Genomic DNA, 18386 nt, shown 5'->3' with positions numbered 1-18386 from the left:
ATTTAACTCACGATTTTATTTTTCCAATCCATATTTTTTTATTTTATAATATAAATTTCTAATTGAAATCTTTATATCCTTAGCAGTCTGGGTTTTATTGTAATTGTTTCTTTTCAATACTTCTCCAATATATTCCTTTTCTACTCTTTCTATAAATTCTTCAAGTGCTACGTTGTTTTCTTGTTTACCGATACCAAAACTATTTACAGTAAGTTTTTTTCTGTCATCATCTAGAATTTTAGCTGTTTGTGGTAGATGATGGGGTTTTATAGTGGTCTCATTAAATTTCATATTTATAATAGCTCTTCCTATATAATTTTCTAGTTCTCTAACATTACCAGGCCACTCATTTTCCATAAGTATTTGTAATGCTTCCTTTGAAATATCAGTTACATATCTTCCATACTCTTGATTATATTTCCTGATAAAATGTCTTGTTAACTCATGTATATCTTTTTTATGCTCTCTTAGGGCTGGTATTCTAATTGGAATCACATTCAACCTATAATATAAATCTTCTCTAAATCTTCCTTCCTTTACGGCCCTTTCAAGATCAAGATTTGTAGCAGCTAAGATTCTTACATCAATTGATATAGGCTTTGTTCCTCCTACTCTCACTACTTCCTTTTCTTGAAGCACTCTAAGAAGCTTAGCTTGTATACTCATATTTATTTCACCAATCTCATCTAAGAAAATTGTCCCTCCATGTGCCGTCTCAAATAATCCTTTTTTGCCTTCTTTTAGCGCTCCTGTAAATGCACCTGCTTCATATCCAAACAACTCGCTTTCCAATATGCTTTCACTTATAGCAGCACAATTAACCCTTACAAATTGACTGTATTTTCTATTACTTGCATTATGTATAGCATGGGCAAAAAGTTCTTTACCAGTTCCACTTTCCCCCCTTAATATGACTGTTGCAGGAGTTACAGCTGCAATTTTAGCTTTTTCTATTGCATTTATCAATTTTTCATGAGAGCCTATTATATCATCAAAGGTATATTTGGCTTCTAATTTTCTAATTATTTGTTTAGCTTCATCTAACTCTGAAGTAAGTCTTTTTATTTCGGTTAGATCATGTATAACTGCAACACTTCCTCTTAATTCACCATTGACAAGCATTGGGGCTGCATCTATTAATACATCTTTTCTTTTAGGGCCTACCTTTATCCTAGCACCTTTAATTGGTTTTTTTGACTTTAACACCTTTAAATGTATACTTTCTCCTTCAGATATATCAACATAGCAAGGCTTACCTATTACATCTTCCTTAGATAAACCCGTTAATCTTGTATAGGCAGGATTAATAAGTACACCTATTCCATGTTGATCTACAACAGATATAGCATCTTGGGTAGAATTAAATATTGCTTCAAACATTATCTTCATTTCCTTAAGATCCGTTATTTCTTCTGCAAGATCAACTATTTCAGTTATATCCCTAAAAACTGCTACTGCTCCTATTATATTGTTCTTTTCATCCCTTACAGGCATCCTATTTGTAACAATATTTATGTCCCCAAGGGGCTGTTTTCTGTTAAGCTCTGATTCGCCAGATTCCAAAATATAAGGAAGTCTTGTAGTCTCTATTACATCGGCAACGTATTTTCCCATAACATCATCTGCATTTAGCTTAGTGAGTTTTTCTGCAGCCTTATTAAATAAAGTTATTATTCCATTTGAATCAACAGCAATCATAGCATCATGGGTAGAATTTAATATTATCTCAATCTCTCTTTTCATTATCTCACCTCATTTTAGCTTATGCTATAAATATTGCCTGGATTAATTTCCAGGCATATCAATTAGTCCCTCTAAAGGATCTTCTTTTGTATTATTGTTATTATTTATAGTTTCAACTACATCTTCCTTATTTTTTTTCTCATATATCTCTATCTCAATACTCTTAGGTGTAATTTCAATGTCTTCATATCCTCGATTTTTATTAAGTCTTAAATCAAGAATAAAAACTCCTTCATCTAATCCTTCTGCATCTAGGATTAATTCCAAATCACTTCTCTTTACATCTTCCAAAACACTTCTAACATCGCTGATCTTAATCTTAATATCCTGGGTTAAATCTCCAATATTTGTAGTTAATGTATTATTTAAATTATTAACGGATATTTGATTGGCTTTAAATGTAAATTCCTTTGTTTCTATCTTTTCCACTTCAATATGAACCTTAGGTAGTGCTTGTAAATATGGCATTTCAACCCTTTCATCCAGAATTAAATTAACTTCTGTTACCAAGGTTGAGTCCAATTCATCAACATTTATTGGTTTAGTTAGGATTTCATTTATTTTATTAACTATATCCTCTTTGCCTTTTAGCATAATATTTTTAGGTATTACTTCAATATTTGTAATTTTGTATCCTTCCTTTACCTTTCCAACTATTACTGGCTTAATTTCTACATTTTTTAGCTTCAATACAGGTAAAAATACATTTACATTCTTGGTTTCTACTTTTACACCAATAACATCCTTCCCTTGACTATCTACAGCTTTTACAGGAACATTTTTTCTAATATTTTCTTTAACACCTTCAACATTTATTTCCCCAATAACCTTAGCAACGGATTTGACTTTTGTTTCTGGTCCTTCTATCAATATTTCATCAGGCGTAATTTGTGGCTGCCCTGTTTCATATCCTCTTTTTAGATTTCCATTTTTTACGATTTCAACAGTCCTTTGTGTTTTTATGATTTTATCAAGTCTTACGTTTATTTGTTGAGGAGTGATTTCTTTTATTTCAATATTTACAGGTTTGCTTACTTGTAATATTTTAATATTTTCACCCTGTTTGGCACCACTTAAATCAGCGCTTACTTTTATATCATCTGGAGATATTTTATATAACTCATTCTTTTTTCCAGAAATCTTTACATTCACAGTAAACTCATTTTGATCAATAAATACTAGTCCCGAATTTTCTAATTCCTCTTTGTTCAAAAGATTTACTTTAATATTATTTAACTCCTTTTCAATTTCTGGATTTACTTCTCCCATAACATATATATAAAGAACTATAGCAAATAAAATAGAAACTAACTTAGGAGTTGTATTCCTTGATAATTTACTACTTTCAAATAACCCTCTTAAAAATTTAATCATGTTTATGCCTCCACTTCAAGTTAATAAATTTGCTTTGTTTTTCACGACTGAAGGCTTCCCTAATTATTGTTTTCAATGTGTCAATATCTAAAAATCTCGAAAGCTTTCCTGCAGCAGCAACAGATATACCACCAGTCTCTTCCGATACCATTATAGCTAGAGCATCACTGGTTTCCGTTATGCCTAACCCAGCTCTATGTCTTGTACCTAGCTTTTTACTGAGATTAGGATTCTCTGAAAGGGGTAAAAAACATCCCGCTGCCATAATCTTATCTTTCCTTATAACTACCGCACCATCATGAAGAGGTGTATTTGGAATAAATATATTTATAAGTAAGCTGCTTGATATTTTCCCTTCAATAAGGGTACCAGTTTCTATAACCTCGTTAATCCCAGTATCTCTTTCCAAAATTATAAGAGCTCCAATCTTTTGCCTAGATAAGGAGGCTACAGCATCGGTTATTTCCTTTATTCTATTGTCTAAATCTTCATGGGCTATTTCAACAATATTTTTAGTAAGTAGTAATCTGCTTCTTCCTAAATGTTCTAGTGCTTTTCTAAGTTCTGGCTGAAAAACTATTAATAGAGCTATAAACCCTACAGTAATAGTCTTAGTCAAAATATAATTAACAACGTATAATTTCAACCATTCACTTAGCTTTGTAGCTACTAATAAAATCAGCAAACCCTTAATAAGCTGCTCTGCCCTTGTATCTCTAATAAGCATATACAATTTATAAAACACAACGGCTACGATGGTCATGTCAATTATATCTAATATGCCTATGTTTAAAACCATCTCAAGTAGTTGTTCCAAATCAAACACCTCTTAATTTTTTATATAATCTTATTGTACAGTTTTTTAAACATTTCTTCAATATCACTATTATATTATTTACTGAGACTTAAACCTTATTTTTTAATAATAAGCTTATTTTATCAAATTAAGTAGTCATTAAATTCTATTATATATCTATTTTTACAAATGTTATGTCATTTTTTGAATTAATAGCATCATTATTTTATTACATTTTACAGCATAAATTTTACTATTCTATGACATTGATATTACAAATTTATTTTATAAATTTTCTTATTTTGTGGAAAAATAATAACAAAGACATCTTAACCTCATCATAGTTAAGAAGTATTATAAATTATAATGTTGGTTATCTATAGGAATTTAAGTAAAAACTTTAATTTATTATACATGTCCAAAACGCCCAGAAATGTTGCGTATTTGTACATGTATAAATTAAGTTTTACTATGTAAATCCTATATAGATATTATTTTATATCTTTAAAATAAGATTAAATAGTTCATACATATCTCAATTTATTATTTTGAAAGGATGGTAATATGCAAGATAAGAGAGCTAATTGGATTCAAGATGATAGATCCCCTTCACAAGATGATGTAATAGTTGATAAAATCAAGGATCAGCTGGAAGAAAAAATGCAAGAAAGTGCTATGGATATTAATGTCTTTTGTAAAGATGGTTACGTTCATCTATCTGGAATAGTAGATGTGTTGTCTGAAAAGATTAAATCAGAAGATATTGTTAGAAGTATAGATGGAGTAAGAAAAATTGAAAACAAGATAACTGTAGCTATGGATAGCAATATTACGGATAAACATATGGAAAAAGAAATTGTTAGTAGGTTAAGAAAAAACGAAGCTTTAAATGGTGTCAATACTAAGGTTAATGACGGTGTATCTAATTTAATAGGTTCTACACGTACCTTAAAGGAAGCTAAGGAAGCATGTAGCTTAGCGTCAAAAACTAGAGGAATTAAAGATGTAGTTAATAATATTAAGATTGAGTCCTATGGAGAATATGATGATTCAACAATAAGCAGTAAAGTTGGTACTGCTCTTGGTAAAACTGACCTAAGCCTTATGGATATAGGTCATAATGTGAAAAATGGTAAACTAACTTTGTCTGGGTTTGTAAATAGTAGACAGGAGATAGAACTAGCAAAAGAAATAGCAATGGAAGTAGAAGGTGTTAGAAAGGTTATAAATAAACTTAAAATACGAAGGGACAATCAAAAGCAAATATAAAAAATAGGTTTTGACAAGGCTTAGGTTCTATACATACTAAAAATCAGTAAAGGAAGTGCATAAATAAGCATATGAGGATTCTTCTTTGAAGCAGAAACAAATAAATTGTAGTTTTTTTAAAGGCTTTATATAACGCCTTTATTACTATTTATAAAACAACCCTATGCCTACTAAAATAGCTATAAGCCCTAGAACTCTGTAGCTTGATATACTTTTTTGTGCTGCTTCAAAGAAACCAAAATGTTCTACAATCATTGCTGTAAATAATTGACTAAAAACCACTATGGCAAAAACAATTAAAGGGTCTGTTTTCATTATAGAAAATGTTAAAAAGCTCATTATGGCTAACCCTAAAAGGGCTGAAATTATTAAAAATCCCAATCCAAACTCAATATCCTTTAGTTTAAGTATATTTATCCATAATCGTCTGTTAAATAGAAGCATTGTACATAATATAATAATCTGAATTATTACTGGTATAATAACGGTAGTAAATATACCAACTTTACTACCTATCATACCATTTATAGAACCCTGTAAAGCAATAAATATTCCTCCAAATACAGCAGCTATTATCCCATAAATCAACATATTCTCCCTCCATTATGGATCAATAGATTTATATAAAGCTCTTTTTTTAAAATTTCTTTCTATAATTTTCTTTTAAAACATATTTCCTAGGAAATAGAATTAATACTTTATATTCTGCTAACAATTTCAAATTCGACACAAATAGTATATCATATTATGTTTAGTTTTGTATCCATGAATAATTACCATGTTCGACAAATCTATTATTTTAATTTGTCGAGGAATAATTAGACAAGTAATTACATAATTTATGAACAAAGTCATCTAACGACGCATTTTAGTTGCAAGTACTAAGGTCTTTCTAGTAAGTTTTAAAAGCAAACAACTTGTATCAATATTTTAATTTGTAATCATCTGTCTCAATTCAATTTGCTACGTTTAAGACATATATTTTTTTAAATATTTGAGTTCCTTAGCAAAAACAAAATAATAATCATTTTAGGAGGCGATTCTGTGAATCATGAAGATATACTTCAAAATATAGTTAAATGTAATAATTCAAAAATAGTTCTAATTGTATTAGATGGAGTAGGCGATATTAGAAATAGAGATTATAATTATAAAACCCCTCTTGAATATGCCAAAACTCCAAACCTTGATAAATTGGCTTCTGAATCCGTTGTTGGTAGAATGATTCCTGTTTCTTTGGGTATTACTCCTGGAAGCGGTCCTGGACATATAGGACTTTTTGGTTATGACCCTACAAAGATTACTATAGGTAGAGGTGTTCTAGAAGCAGTTGGTCTAGGTCTAAATTTACACGATGGTGATGTGGCTGCAAGATGTAATTTTGCTACTATTAGTGCAGATGGAAAAATAATAGATAGACGAGCTAGACGAATACCAACTGAAAAAACTATAGAACTTTGTAATATTTTAAAATCAATAAAGTCAATAGATGGCGTTGAAATAATAATTGAACCTGGAGAAGGCCATAGGTTTGTAACGATATTTAGAAGTAGGGATAAAGAAATTGATTCACTTATAGATGATACTGATCCTCAAGTTGAAGGTAAACCACCTTTAAAAGCTAAAGGTCATAATGAGGCTTCTATCTTTTTAGCCTCTGTAGTAAATAAATTTATAAAGAAAGGATTTGAATTACTAAGTAGTTATCCATCAACAAATGGATTTTTGACTAGAGGTTTTTCTAAAAAACCAGACATCCTCAGTATGAGAAAAAAATATTGTCTAGAATCTGCTGCCATAGCTGCTTATCCTATGTATAGAGGTATTGCATCCTTATTAGGAATGAAATTGCTTTCTGCTCCCAATTCAATAGAAGGATTATTTGAAACCTATATTGAAAACAAACAAAAATATGATTTTTTCTTTATACATGTCAAGGGTACAGATCAAGCAGGTGAAGACGGAAACTTTGAATCTAAAGTAAACTGTATAGAGAAAGTAGACAGAGCACTTAACACACTATTAAAAAACAGACCCGATGTTATTGCTATAACTGGTGATCATTCTTCACCTTGTTCAATGCGTTCCCATAGTTTTCATCCTGTCCCTGTATTACTAAACAGCCAATTTTCGGGAAGAGATGATGTTGTATGCTTTCATGAAAATGCTTGTAATGTTGGGGGTCTTGGTTTTTTTAAAAGCAAATATCTTATGACGTTACTTTTAGCTAATGCAAAAAGATTAAATAAATTTGGTGCATAAGTAAAGAAATGTAACTTCATATTTATTTTAAATTATATTTGAATTAAGCCTCAATCGTTCAATCCACTGGAGGTTTAATTTTTTTTTGAAATCTTCCCTTATTTTTTTAATATCTACAAATCCTTAATTTTTTGTTTTATTTATTATTTAGCTAGTTCATGCTTATTTGCCATTTTTATCTTGTAATTATTTAATTGTTTATAAGAAAAACTATATATGAAAGGAGGAAATATTTTTGAAGATAAATAGATTCCTATTAACTTTTTTTGCCATTTTCTGCTTATTAGTTATATTTAATCTAAGCAGTATCTCAGCTCAAGCTCAAAATAATGATACTGATGTATATATAGTGCAAAGAGGGGATTCTTTATGGAAAATAGCTGTAAAGTATCAGATAGGTCTTAGTGAAATTATTGCTGCAAACCCTCAGTTTAAAAATCCAGATTTAATATATCCTGGAAATAAGGTATATGTTCCTCTATTTAGTACAGTCAAAGCCATTGAAAAAGAAGTAGTTAGACTTACTAACATTGAGAGACAAAAATATGGGTTAACGCCACTAAAACACAATTGGCAACTATCTAGGGTAGCAAGATATAAATCTGAAGATATGAAAAATAGAGGATACTTCAATCATACATCACCAACATATGGATCACCTTTTAAAATGATGAAGGATTTTGGAATCCGATATTCAACCGCTGGAGAAAATATTGCTATGGGTCAGAGAACTGCCCAAGATGTTGTAAGGGGATGGATGAATTCCTCAGGACATAGAGCCAACATATTAAACAGGAATTTTACTGAAATAGGTGTTGGATACGCAAAAAATTCTAGTGGAAGAACATATTGGACACAAATGTTTATAAGACCTTAGGAAAAAAACATAATCAGATATTTCAAACTGTATAAGACTATATTATTTGTCAACAATCATAAAAAAAATATTTATGGCTTTTTTATGGCTGTTGACAAACTTGAATTTTTTTAAAGCTTACTATCTTGCAGTCTTTATTTGCAAGTTGATAAAAATCATATTCGTAACTTATTATTAATGTCAAATATCTTTCCTTTAATAATTTTACCATATATAACCATAGAAAATCAAAGTATATATCTATTTCAAAACTCCTTTAACTAATACTATATACTTTATCATCTTCTGCAATATGATATGAATGTTTTTCTTTTTTTGCTTTTGTTGAAGCAAGACTAGCTCTATTTATTAAATCATATATTATAGAAATAATATCTGAGCAATCCGCTTCATGACTGTTTAGTGCAATTCCTGCAGAAACATTTATTTTTATATTATTAATAAAATTATAGTTTGATATTTTACTCAATATTTTTTTAGTAAAATTAATACATCTGTCTAAATCATAAGGCGTTAAAATAGTAAATTCATCTCCTCCAAATCTACATAAAAATGTTTCTGAATTCATACTTTGTTTTAATATTGAAGCAATTTCTTTTAGTATAATGTCTCCCTGTATATGTCCATATTTCTTATCAATATATCCAAAATTGTTTACATCAATAAAAATAATTGCTGGATTTTTCTTGCTACTAATCAGTTTTCTGGTATGGTAGTATATGTAGTCAGTTTTATATAATCCAGTCAATAAATCGGTATGCTTACCTAATTCAGCATATAACAAGTTTCTGGTAATAATACCTGTTAGTTCCTCATTATCAATTATCAATACAGCATCTATGTCATTATTATCGAATATCTCCTTTGCTTCCCAAATAGATGCAGATGAAGAAATAGATATGATCGTATCATTCATAGCATCTGCTACTATTCTATTAGGATGTGCTTTTATTAAATCTCTATAAGTTAGTATTCCTACTATCTCTTTTTGATCGATTACTGGAAAATAGTCTATACCTTCATTTATTACAAAGTCTTGTGCTTTTTTTACACCATCAAGCAAATTTATATTTCTAAAATTCTTTAACATAATTTCTGATACACTTCGCATCATAGGTCTACGGATTTGCTGACGTGTAGTACAATATTTAGCTGTACTTTAATTATTGTTGACACATCAACAACCTTCTCTCCCTCGTCTAAAATTATTTTCACTAGTTTATCCTTTTCTATCATATTCATTATAGTTTTGCGAATAACTATGGCTTCAATAATAGGATGATCTATTGTTATGATTTCATATTGATTAGGAGATACGATGTCAACCATTCTTCTTGCTGCTTCGGGTCCTATAGGAGCGTTTTTACCAACTATTAAAGCATCCTGCATTGGAGGAATTTCAAATTCCGACATGCTCATTGTTATCTCAGCTCTTTTTTTATTCTCAACTACATTTTTCATATAAATATCTCCTTTTGACAAATTACACTATCATTTTACCACAACATGTATACATAAACAATATTTTACTAGCATTTTGTGTATTCTTATTATTTTTCATTTTACTTAAAATAGCATTATAGAAATTTAAGTAAAGATTTTAATTTATACATGTCCAAAACGCCCAGAAACGTTGCGTATTTGTACATGTATAAATTAAGTTTTACTATGTAAATTCTATACAAAAGTAATTGTTGAAATTTTTACTTCAGATTTTAATCTTCTATCCTTTAAAATATTGATTTTTTTTGCCTATATGGTATATCTTATTAATATAGGTGAGTAATTGTTTCAAATAACTTTTATTCATCTTATCAGCATCCTTTTTGTGTAATTTTTGAGCAAAACTATTATAAAAAGGATGCTTTTATTATGCAAATTTTTTTCTGTAATTTCCAGCAAAAATCAGAAAACCCCAAATTTCTAATGCTTATTCTGAATTTCTTATAAATCAATGGGCTATCGCCCTTAAAAATTTCCAAGTGCTAAATTTCTGTCATACCAGTATTAAAATTGGATAATTAGATTAATTATCCAAATATTAATTCCTTTATCTTTGCTAAATCTGAATCTTTCCCTAATGCTTTGTTGATGAAATAGCAAAGATTATAGGCGGCTAAAAGTTTGGTTTTCAAGCGTGTTTGCAATCCCCAGAAAGACTTAGCCAGTACTTTTTCAATATTAAGTTGTTCAGTGAGCTGCGAAGCAGTGGTTTCAATTCTTCTTCTAGCTTTAAATATTAACTGTCTTATGGATTTAGGATATTGATCCTTGCTATTATTTCTTTTTAAAGGAATAAGATTAATGTTTTTCTCATACTTTAGCTCAGGAGAAATGTTACTATTGATGTATCCTTTATCTCCCAATACAGTTATTGATTGATAGGATTCTAGTAAATCCCATACTATTTTTCTGTCATCAATACTTGTTTAAGTAAGGACAAAATCAGTTACAAATCCATCAAGACTTACAAGTAAATGATAGGTTAACATAATTTGCTGGGGTTTTTTTATTTGTAAATTTTAACTAACACAACGAGTTAAGTTAATCAATTAACATTTAGAATTAAAAAATATAATTTTTTTTATCATTTATGAGAAAACTATTTAGTATAAATAAAAAATATTCTTTTATATATAGTAAGAGGTGTTTTTATGATAACAATTTTTATAAGAACAACAATCCTTTATATATTAGTAGTTATAGCTATTAGAATAATGGGCAAAGCAGAACTTTCAGAACTTCAACCCTATGAATTAGTTATTATTATTATGATAGCAGAACTTGCATCTCTTTCTATGGAATCTGTAGAAATGCCATTCATTAACGGTGTTATTGCAATGTCTACACTTGTTTTTTTACAAGTAATAATATCTTTTTTAACTCTTAAAAGTGAAAAGGCTAGAGCTATAATATGTGGAAAACCTAGTATTCTAATACAAAATGGAAATATTGTGGAAAGGGAGTTAAAAAAGCTGCGTATTAATATAAATGATTTAATTGAACAACTACGCATTAAAAACTTTCAAAATATAGATGATATAGAATTTGCAATACTTGAAACAAATGGCGAATTAAGTGTGATTCCTAAATCTTCTAAGAGACCATTAACCCCTTCAGACCTAAAAATTAAAGTAGAAGAAGAGGGTTTGCCTGTTAGTCTAATAGTAGATGGTAAAATTAACAGACAAAATCTTCATAAAGCTTCTCTTAACTTTAATTGGTTGTATAAAGAATTGAGAAAGCAGAATATAGATGATATCAATAAAATTTTATATGGATCAGTAGATCAAAATAAAAAACTCAGTCTGCATCTTAAAAATGACGAAAAGGGGATAGAAAAATGAAATCTCTTTTTATATCTGCATTTATAGTTATAATATTGATAACTTCTTGGATAATTATATATAATTTTATAGAAAAATCAGTACATAATATTAACTCTATGTTATCTGAAATGGAAGATAAAATATATAATAATAACTGGAACTCAGCAGTTTCAATTTATAATGATATATATATAAAATGGAAAAATACGAAAAAAGTTTTAATGCTTGTCATTGAACATGAAGAAATGGAAAAAATAAATCTTACTTTAGAAAAAATAAAGAAATATATATCTATAAATGATAAATCTTTATCCATAGGCGAAACTGCTGCTTTAAAATATTTTCTAAATCATATTAGAGAAAAAGAATCTTTATCATTGCATAATATTTTTTAATTTAGATATACCTAAATTCAATAATTCTTTTATATAGGATATCGTGTTTATTATATTTTTCTGTGTAAAAACATGATTTTTTACGTAGCTAAATATCACAATAATCATTATTTAATTTTGATAAGTTAAAATAATATCATTACATCACATCATAATATATGCAAAAATTAATCTATAAATATTTTTCAAAAATTTTATTGTTAATTATTTACATATGTTTTTTTTTGTGATATAATTTTATAGGGATAGTATATTTATTTACATATTGATTTTTTAAAGTTAGAGGAAATCTATGAAGAGGTTATTCTATTGTGAAAAGTCTCTTTTTTACAGAGGTACTTAAACCTATCTAAAACCCTCTGTTTATGACTACTCTTATAACTACTTCTTTTATATTTTAAACTTTTCTTAATTTTATATATTTTAATTTTACACATTACATTTAAACAAATTTAGATTTATTCACTAAACAATTTTAATATTAGTGGAATTATTTCTTATACTTTATTTAGCAATGTTATATATTTGAAATTATCACTTATTAAGCATATTTATTGTCTAATCATATCTAAATATATCGACATTTAAATCTCGATAGAGATGATCCTTCTGCAATAATTTCAAAATAGAAACTATAATTTCTAATACTTTTATAACTTCTATATTTAGTTGTTTTTATATAGAGTTTATAAAATCATCTCGCTAAATGTGTTGTTAATTTTATACATTCGTCTATTTATATTGCATTTTTCGTTTAATAATCATTTCTATTTAAAAATAAAATAACCTGCAAAAACACTTTTAACAGCAGGCTAATTTTAATAAATTAGTATCTTGTAGAAATTATAATTCATAGAAAAGTACGAGGAGGTTTGTGTATGGAAAAAAATTTTTATAAAAAACTAAGTTTTGCAGTTATCGGAGCTGGCAACGGTGGCCAAGCAATTGCTGGATATCTAGCACTTAAGGGGTATAGCGTTAATTTATATAATCGCAGCATTGAACGTATCAAAGACATAAAGCAAAAAGGATATATTGATCTTGAAGGATGTTATAATGGTCGTGGTATTTTGAATTTAGTCACAAATAATATTGAAAGGGCAATAAGGAATGTTGATGTCATCATGGTCGTATCACCTGCAAGTGCCCATAAATTTCTAGCTAATAAAATCGCCCCTATTATAGCACCAAATCAATATATAGTTCTTAATCCTGGTAGAACAGGTGGTGCATTGGAATTTAAAAATATTATTGCAAAATATAATCCTGTAAAGGAAGTTTGTATTATTGAAGCTCAAACTTTATTATTTGCATGTAGAAGCTTATATAATGGGAAAGTAAAGATATTTGGTAAAAAGAATGAAGTTAAAGTATCGGCATTACCAGCAACAAGAACAAAAGAATTTACCAATATTATAAAAGATGTTTTCCCAGAATTTACTCCATCAATAAATGTTTTAGAAACAAGTTTTAATAATATAGGTGCCATGTTACATCCTATACCTACCATATTAAATTGTGGAAGAATAGAAAACACACATGGAAACTTTCAGTATTATATAGATGGTATTACACCGTCCATAGCAAGAGTTATTGAGGAAGCCGATTATGAAAGATTATTGATTGCTAAAAAACTGAAGGTAAATACTATATCTTTGATGGAGTGGCTCAATTATACCTATGGTGCCAAGGGCAATACTTTATGCGAAGCACTAAATAATACAAAGGGATATCATGGTATATTTGCACCTTCAACTATGGAAACAAGATATATCTACGAAGATGTCCCCCAAAGTTTGGTTCCTATTTCAGATATGGGTAGACATCTTGGAATCAATACTCCAACAATAGATTCTATTATTCAGCTAGCTTCTATTATTCACAATACAGATTATTATAGATATGGTAGAAAAATAACTGATATGGGTCTTGATAGATTATCAACTGTAGATGAAATAATAAATTATGTAGTTAAAGGAGAAATAGATAGTTCAAATGAAGGAGTGGTTGCATAATGAAAAAATTCTTGGGAGCTGCAATAGGAAATTGCGTTCACGTAGGTGGAGTTGTAAACTTTTTAAGATTAGTTGAGGAAGAAGGACATAAAACTGAATTCTTAGGAGCAGCTGTGAGTATAGATAGATTAATAAATGCAGTACTTGAAAAAAAACCAGATGTAGTTTCTATAGGTTTTAGATTAACTCCAGAATCTGTAGTTCCTTTGCTAAATCAATTACAAAACAAAATACAAAAAAATAGTTTGCAAAATATCACATGGATATTTGGCGGTACTAAACCCGTTTCAAATATTGCTAGGAAATATGACTTCTTTTCTAAGATATTTGATGGTACTGAAGATTTAGATGATGTAATTCAATATATAAAGGGAAATAATTTAAGGGAAGTTAAAACATATTTCCCACAGAATCTTATTGATAGAATAGATAGCAAATATCCTTATCCAGTTTTAAGACATCACTTTGGCTTACCATCTTTAGAAGAAACCTTTAAAGGTGTGAAAAAGATAGCTGAATCTAAGGTTTTGGATATAATTTCAATAGGTCCTGACCAAAATGCCCAAGAAAACTTTTTTACTCCAGAAAAAATGAATCATGATCTAGATGGGGCAGGTGGTGTGCCTTTAAGAACAGCGGAAGATTTTCAAAAACTTTATGAATGTTCAAGAACAGGTAATTATCCTCTTTTAAGATGTTATAGTGGAACTTCAGAAGTATTTAAATTTGCAGAATTATTGAAGAATACAATAAATAATGCATGGTGTGCTGTTCCATTATGCTGGTATAATGTTTTGGATGGTAGAGGTCCTAGAGAAGTTTTAAATTCAATTAGAGAAGGTCAACAGCTCATGAAGTGGCACGGTGAAAGGAATATACCTGTAGAAGTTAATGAATCTCATCACTGGAGCCTTAGGGATGCCCATGATACCATTGGAGTAGTTATGGCATTTTTAGCTGCTTACAATGCAAAGAAAATGGGAGTTAAACATTATATTGCACAATACATGTTTAATGTTCCACCATCTATGCATCATAAAATGGATTTAGCAAAAATGCTTGCAAAAATTGAGCTTATAGAATCACTAGAGGATAAAACCTTTAAAGTATTTAGACAGGTAAGGGCAGGTCTTGCTAGTCTTAGTGCCGATTTAGATGTTGCAAAGGGTCAATTAGCTGCTTCAACATACCTAGCCATGAGTATTAAGCCTCATATAGTCCACGTAGTAGGCTTTAGTGAAGCTGACCATGCAGCTAAACCCGAAGATGTCATTGAAAGCTGCAAAATTGTAAGGGGTGTTATTCGTTCAACTTTACATGGTATGGCAGATATGACGCAAGATGAATCTGTAATAAATAGAAAAAATGAACTAATAAATGAAGCTAAAGTTCTTTTAAACGCTCTAAAGAAAATATATACTGAGAGCTATGATCCATGGTCTGATCCAATAGTATTAACCGACGCTATCAAGAAAGGAATAATAGATGCTCCTCATCTAAGGGGCAATCCAAATGCTAAAGGCCATTTAGAAACCAGAATCATAGATGGTAAATGTTTAGCCTACTCAAGAGAGCTAGGTAGAGCTATATCTGAAGAGGAAAGATTATCACAATTATTCAGTATAAAAGCCGATTATATTACAATAGCATAATCATAATTTTTTACTATAGATAAACAACATTAACATTCAAAATAAATTTCAAAGAAGATAATGAAGGCTTCTACATTTTTTCTTTGAAATTTATTAAACCTTGAAGTTGTTTATCTCTAAACTATACTTTAATTTAATAAGGAGATGATGGTTTATGATTGAAGCTTTACATTTAGATACTGTCTCGGTATTGAAAAAAAAATCTACCACTAATAAGTTGCATACAGATAATAACTCTATTAGAGTTAGGAAGGTTTTACCCAAAGATGTTGATACAATATATAGTATTGCTTGCAGCGTAGGGACAAAAAACAAAGATTCTACACAAGGTTTCTTGATGGATAATTATACATCAAGTCCAAATAAATACAAGAAGTTTTTTCTCAAGAAAATTGAAGAACTTGATTATTTTTATATAGCTCAATCACATAAACCATTAGGCTTCTTAATGGCTTATACTAAAAATCAATGGCTAAAGGATAATCCTAATTGGATTCAAGACATCTACTGGTCTCCTGATTTCAACCAGAATAAAACTAATAATTTTATAGTTATAGATAAGACTGCTATATTAGCTGGGTATACTGGCAAGGGCATAGGCAGTAGACTATACAAAAGACTTATCGTGGATATAGCAAAAGCAGGTATAACTAATATATTTGCTGAAACAATTATTAGTCCTACACCCAATTTAGCTTCATTGGCATTTAGAAAAAAGCAAAAATATACATTAGCTGGAGTTAGGTACGAAAAATATGAGAAAAAACTTTATACAGATCTTATATACTATAAATCAGTTGATAAAGTAAAGCTACAGGGTACTATGTAAAAAGGATAAAGGCGTCTTCGATACGTTTTGAATTGAAAGTTCCATGTTCCAAGTTGCAAGTGCTAGGGTCTTTTTATAAAGAAAATAATTTACATTAATATTTTACTAGTAATAATTTAAGCCCTTAGGCAATGAAAAATTCCAGTAAACAATCGTGTTTACTGGAATTTAAAATAAACTTTTTTTATTTTAATAATTCATCTAATCTATTTTTATCAAAACCTTGAATCACTTCTCCATCAATATTTATAATAGGTACTCCCATAAAACCTTGTGCCATCAATTCTTTTCTCGCATTCATATCTCTCGATATATTTTTTTCTTGATAATCTACACCCTTGGATTTTAAATAATCCTTTGCCATGTGACAATATCCACAAGTATCACTTGTATAAATAGTTATTTTTTTATTCATATCAATTCTCCTCCATCAATCAAAATATTATGCTGCTTTTTTATTGCTATTTATATCTTTTTTATCCTTCACATTTTTAATTAATCCAGTTGCATAGCCCATTGGACACACTTGGCACCAAGCCCTAGGTTTAAATATAATACCCATAACAATTCCTAACGCTAATGATGCCATCATTAGTCTAAAAACTGCAAAGGCTATTCTACTAAAACTTGGTCCTGCATGGATTAAAGAAATTGAAAACATAATCATCATTAATATAAGTAATATATTCTTTGTAGTTTTCCCTCTTAAGCTTTTAGGTAAATTGTTTTGTAGGCTTATATTTTTTAGAAAATTGCCAAGTAAAGAACCCCTTGGACAATAATGGGAACAGTGAATCTTTCCTCTACCCTTTATGGCATGATACATTGGAACCGTCATACAAATAAAGCCCAACACACCGAATCTAATGTCTAATATTGAAAATAATATGAAGGCAACCATAAAAATCCATGACCACTTCATATGTGACTTTGCTTTTATCACCTTCTTTTCCTCCTTCTTCAATTTATTTATTTAGCAATTTGAACCTCCATAACTTGGTTTGACTGTAAAGCCTTTATGAAGCCAGTTAGTAGAATAATCTACACTGAATCCACCATACTTACTTACTAAATCGTCTTCTACGACATAGTTTATTCCATCATCCTCTACTACTAGGTCATTTTCTTTTTGCTCATCCAGAGCAATTCCAAATGATGGGCCACCTCAGCCAATACCAGCGATATATATCCTTATCACAGGATCATTAATTTTTTTATCATTTAAAGTCTTCTTAATCATTTCCTTTGCCTTATCAGTAATATTTATATTCATAAACTTATCCCTCCTATTATTATTTTAACCAAATAGATTATTTTTATTTCCCCGTATACCCTGGGTAGGTATATTTATTATAGTATATATTCTAAATAATGTCAACACCCTACATATACTTTTTTTGTTTTTTTGCATCGAGTAGTTAGAAAACAGGATAATTAGTCCTGTTTTCTTTGCTCTCACAGAACCGGACTTACGTTTGCCGTATCCCGCTCCTGAAATTTCTCACCGAATTAATAATAATAATAATAATAATTCGACAATAACCCAACTTCGTATTTCTACATATCAATAAGACCTAGGTCTTCAAAGTACTTATTTGGTAATATCTGATGTATTATATGTACTTTGGAATTCTTCCACTTTGTTACTGCCATCTTTAAACCATTTCCTTTAATACCTAGTCTTCTCATTTCTTTATGCATTGCCTTGTAGGTTTTCCATTGTTTCATCTTTATCATTCTTAATCTTCTGCGTAACCAACCCATGAAATCTCTTATAAAACCCTTGATATTCGCCACACGATAATAATTCATCCATCCTCTTAATACAGGATTTAGCTCCCTAAT

At 29.3% G+C, this 18386-nt stretch carries 17 protein-coding genes and 1 pseudogene; 8 read left to right on the top strand and 10 right to left on the bottom strand.

All coding sequences use genetic code 11. The annotated features are described in order from the left end of the window. Positions 1–15: 15 nt before the first annotated feature. From BUB36_RS12285 to cdaA, 3 genes are read right to left on the bottom strand one after another with little or no spacing between them, the layout of a single operon-like run. On the bottom strand, positions 16–1743 hold the full coding sequence (locus BUB36_RS12285; RefSeq protein ID WP_073150608.1) for a sigma-54 interaction domain-containing protein: 1728 nt from the start codon (positions 1741–1743) through the stop codon (positions 16–18). Positions 1744–1785: 42 nt separating this feature from the next. Next, positions 1786–3117 carry a CdaR family protein gene (locus BUB36_RS12280; protein WP_073150605.1) on the bottom strand — a complete coding sequence of 444 codons (1332 nt, stop codon included), beginning with the start codon at positions 3115–3117 and terminating at the stop codon, positions 1786–1788. Next, positions 3110–3943 carry a diadenylate cyclase CdaA gene (gene cdaA / locus BUB36_RS12275; protein WP_334293003.1) on the bottom strand — a complete coding sequence of 278 codons (834 nt, stop codon included), beginning with the start codon at positions 3941–3943 and terminating at the stop codon, positions 3110–3112. The genes BUB36_RS12280 and cdaA overlap by 8 nt, the downstream gene beginning before the upstream one ends. A gap of 534 nt (positions 3944–4477) precedes the next feature. Here cdaA and BUB36_RS12270 point away from each other — a divergent pair. Beyond that, positions 4478–5182, top strand: coding sequence for a BON domain-containing protein (locus BUB36_RS12270; RefSeq protein WP_073150603.1), 705 nt, complete (start codon positions 4478–4480; stop codon positions 5180–5182). A gap of 144 nt (positions 5183–5326) precedes the next feature. Here BUB36_RS12270 and BUB36_RS12265 read toward each other — a convergent pair whose 3' ends face one another. Then, complete coding sequence (locus tag BUB36_RS12265; RefSeq protein WP_073150600.1) at positions 5327–5773, bottom strand: DMT family transporter; 447 nt, start codon at positions 5771–5773, stop codon at positions 5327–5329. Positions 5774–6226: 453 nt separating this feature from the next. Here BUB36_RS12265 and BUB36_RS12260 point away from each other — a divergent pair, with 453 nt between their 5' ends. Next, positions 6227–7444 (top strand): 2,3-bisphosphoglycerate-independent phosphoglycerate mutase, encoded by a 1218-nt coding sequence (locus BUB36_RS12260; RefSeq protein WP_073150597.1) that lies wholly within the window; start codon positions 6227–6229, stop codon positions 7442–7444. A gap of 235 nt (positions 7445–7679) precedes the next feature. Next, positions 7680–8321, top strand: a complete 642-nt coding sequence (safA, locus tag BUB36_RS12255; RefSeq protein WP_330390495.1) for a SafA/ExsA family spore coat assembly protein — start codon at positions 7680–7682, stop codon at positions 8319–8321. Between the two features lie 256 nt (positions 8322–8577). Here the strand turns inward: safA and BUB36_RS12250 are convergent, their stop codons facing one another. The 3 genes and pseudogenes from BUB36_RS12250 to BUB36_RS12240 all read right to left on the bottom strand — a co-directional run. Then, complete coding sequence (locus tag BUB36_RS12250) at positions 8578–9435, bottom strand: GGDEF domain-containing protein (protein WP_073150594.1); 858 nt, start codon at positions 9433–9435, stop codon at positions 8578–8580. Further along, the gene (locus BUB36_RS12245; protein ID WP_073150592.1) at positions 9432–9782 is read right to left on the bottom strand and encodes a hypothetical protein; all 351 of its coding nucleotides are present in this window, start codon (positions 9780–9782) and stop codon (positions 9432–9434) included. The genes BUB36_RS12250 and BUB36_RS12245 overlap by 4 nt, the downstream gene beginning before the upstream one ends. A gap of 569 nt (positions 9783–10351) precedes the next feature. Next, positions 10352–10822, bottom strand: a pseudogene (locus BUB36_RS12240) (transposase); the annotation flags it as partial. A 153-nt stretch (positions 10823–10975) separates the two neighbouring features. Between BUB36_RS12240 and BUB36_RS12235 the strand changes: the two are divergent. The 5 genes from BUB36_RS12235 (at position 10976) to BUB36_RS12215 (ending at position 16541) form a co-directional block, all read left to right on the top strand. Continuing rightward, positions 10976–11668 (top strand): YetF domain-containing protein, encoded by a 693-nt coding sequence (locus BUB36_RS12235; protein WP_073150587.1) that lies wholly within the window; start codon positions 10976–10978, stop codon positions 11666–11668. Next, entirely contained in the window at positions 11665–12045 is a 381-nt protein-coding gene (locus tag BUB36_RS12230; RefSeq protein WP_073150585.1) for a DUF4363 family protein, read from the top strand. The genes BUB36_RS12235 and BUB36_RS12230 overlap by 4 nt, the downstream gene beginning before the upstream one ends. Before the next feature lie 878 nt (positions 12046–12923). After that, a complete protein-coding gene (locus BUB36_RS12225; RefSeq protein ID WP_073150582.1) occupies positions 12924–14060 on the top strand; it encodes an NAD/NADP-dependent octopine/nopaline dehydrogenase family protein in 1137 nt (378 codons plus the stop codon). Continuing rightward, entirely contained in the window at positions 14060–15712 is a 1653-nt protein-coding gene (locus tag BUB36_RS12220; RefSeq protein ID WP_073150579.1) for a cobalamin B12-binding domain-containing protein, read from the top strand. The genes BUB36_RS12225 and BUB36_RS12220 overlap by 1 nt, the downstream gene beginning before the upstream one ends. Positions 15713–15866: 154 nt before the next feature. After that, complete coding sequence (locus tag BUB36_RS12215) at positions 15867–16541, top strand: GNAT family N-acetyltransferase (protein WP_073150576.1); 675 nt, start codon at positions 15867–15869, stop codon at positions 16539–16541. Positions 16542–16725: 184 nt separating this feature from the next. Here BUB36_RS12215 and BUB36_RS12210 read toward each other — a convergent pair whose 3' ends face one another. The 3 genes from BUB36_RS12210 to BUB36_RS12200 all read right to left on the bottom strand — a co-directional run. Continuing rightward, complete coding sequence (locus BUB36_RS12210; RefSeq protein ID WP_073150573.1) at positions 16726–16956, bottom strand: glutaredoxin family protein; 231 nt, start codon at positions 16954–16956, stop codon at positions 16726–16728. Positions 16957–16983: 27 nt separating this feature from the next. Next, on the bottom strand, positions 16984–17484 hold the full coding sequence (locus tag BUB36_RS12205) for a 4Fe-4S binding protein (RefSeq protein WP_242655808.1): 501 nt from the start codon (positions 17482–17484) through the stop codon (positions 16984–16986). A 614-nt stretch (positions 17485–18098) separates the two neighbouring features. Next, on the bottom strand, positions 18099–18386 hold a 288-nt coding region (locus tag BUB36_RS12200), incomplete at its 5' end, for a group II intron maturase-specific domain-containing protein (RefSeq protein ID WP_278247835.1).

Origin of the sequence: Paramaledivibacter caminithermalis DSM 15212, assembly GCF_900142245.1 — a bacterium.
In the GTDB taxonomy this organism is placed as follows: Bacteria; Bacillota; Clostridia; order Peptostreptococcales; family Caminicellaceae; genus Paramaledivibacter; species Paramaledivibacter caminithermalis.
The sequence above is the reverse complement of the archived record's forward strand: the minus strand, read 5'-3'. Positions and strand labels throughout refer to the sequence as shown.

Bases quoted from the DNA above. Each gene is read 5' to 3' on its own strand.
- BUB36_RS12215 (WP_073150576.1), top strand. From the start codon at position 15,867: ATGATTGAAGCTTTACATTTAGATACTGTCTCGGTATTGAAAAAAAAA.
- BUB36_RS12280 (WP_073150605.1), bottom strand. From the start codon at position 3,117: ATGATTAAATTTTTAAGAGGGTTATTTGAAAGTAGTAAATTATCAAGG.
- BUB36_RS12265 (WP_073150600.1), bottom strand. From the start codon at position 5,773: ATGTTGATTTATGGGATAATAGCTGCTGTATTTGGAGGAATATTTATT.
- BUB36_RS12225 (WP_073150582.1), top strand. From the start codon at position 12,924: ATGGAAAAAAATTTTTATAAAAAACTAAGTTTTGCAGTTATCGGAGCT.
- BUB36_RS12230 (WP_073150585.1), top strand. From the start codon at position 11,665: ATGAAATCTCTTTTTATATCTGCATTTATAGTTATAATATTGATAACT.
- BUB36_RS12245 (WP_073150592.1), bottom strand. From the start codon at position 9,782: ATGAAAAATGTAGTTGAGAATAAAAAAAGAGCTGAGATAACAATGAGC.
- BUB36_RS12220 (WP_073150579.1), top strand. From the start codon at position 14,060: ATGAAAAAATTCTTGGGAGCTGCAATAGGAAATTGCGTTCACGTAGGT.
- BUB36_RS12235 (WP_073150587.1), top strand. From the start codon at position 10,976: ATGATAACAATTTTTATAAGAACAACAATCCTTTATATATTAGTAGTT.
- BUB36_RS12210 (WP_073150573.1), bottom strand. From the start codon at position 16,956: ATGAATAAAAAAATAACTATTTATACAAGTGATACTTGTGGATATTGT.
- BUB36_RS12250 (WP_073150594.1), bottom strand. From the start codon at position 9,435: ATGATGCGAAGTGTATCAGAAATTATGTTAAAGAATTTTAGAAATATA.
- BUB36_RS12270 (WP_073150603.1), top strand. From the start codon at position 4,478: ATGCAAGATAAGAGAGCTAATTGGATTCAAGATGATAGATCCCCTTCA.
- BUB36_RS12285 (WP_073150608.1), bottom strand. From the start codon at position 1,743: ATGAAAAGAGAGATTGAGATAATATTAAATTCTACCCATGATGCTATG.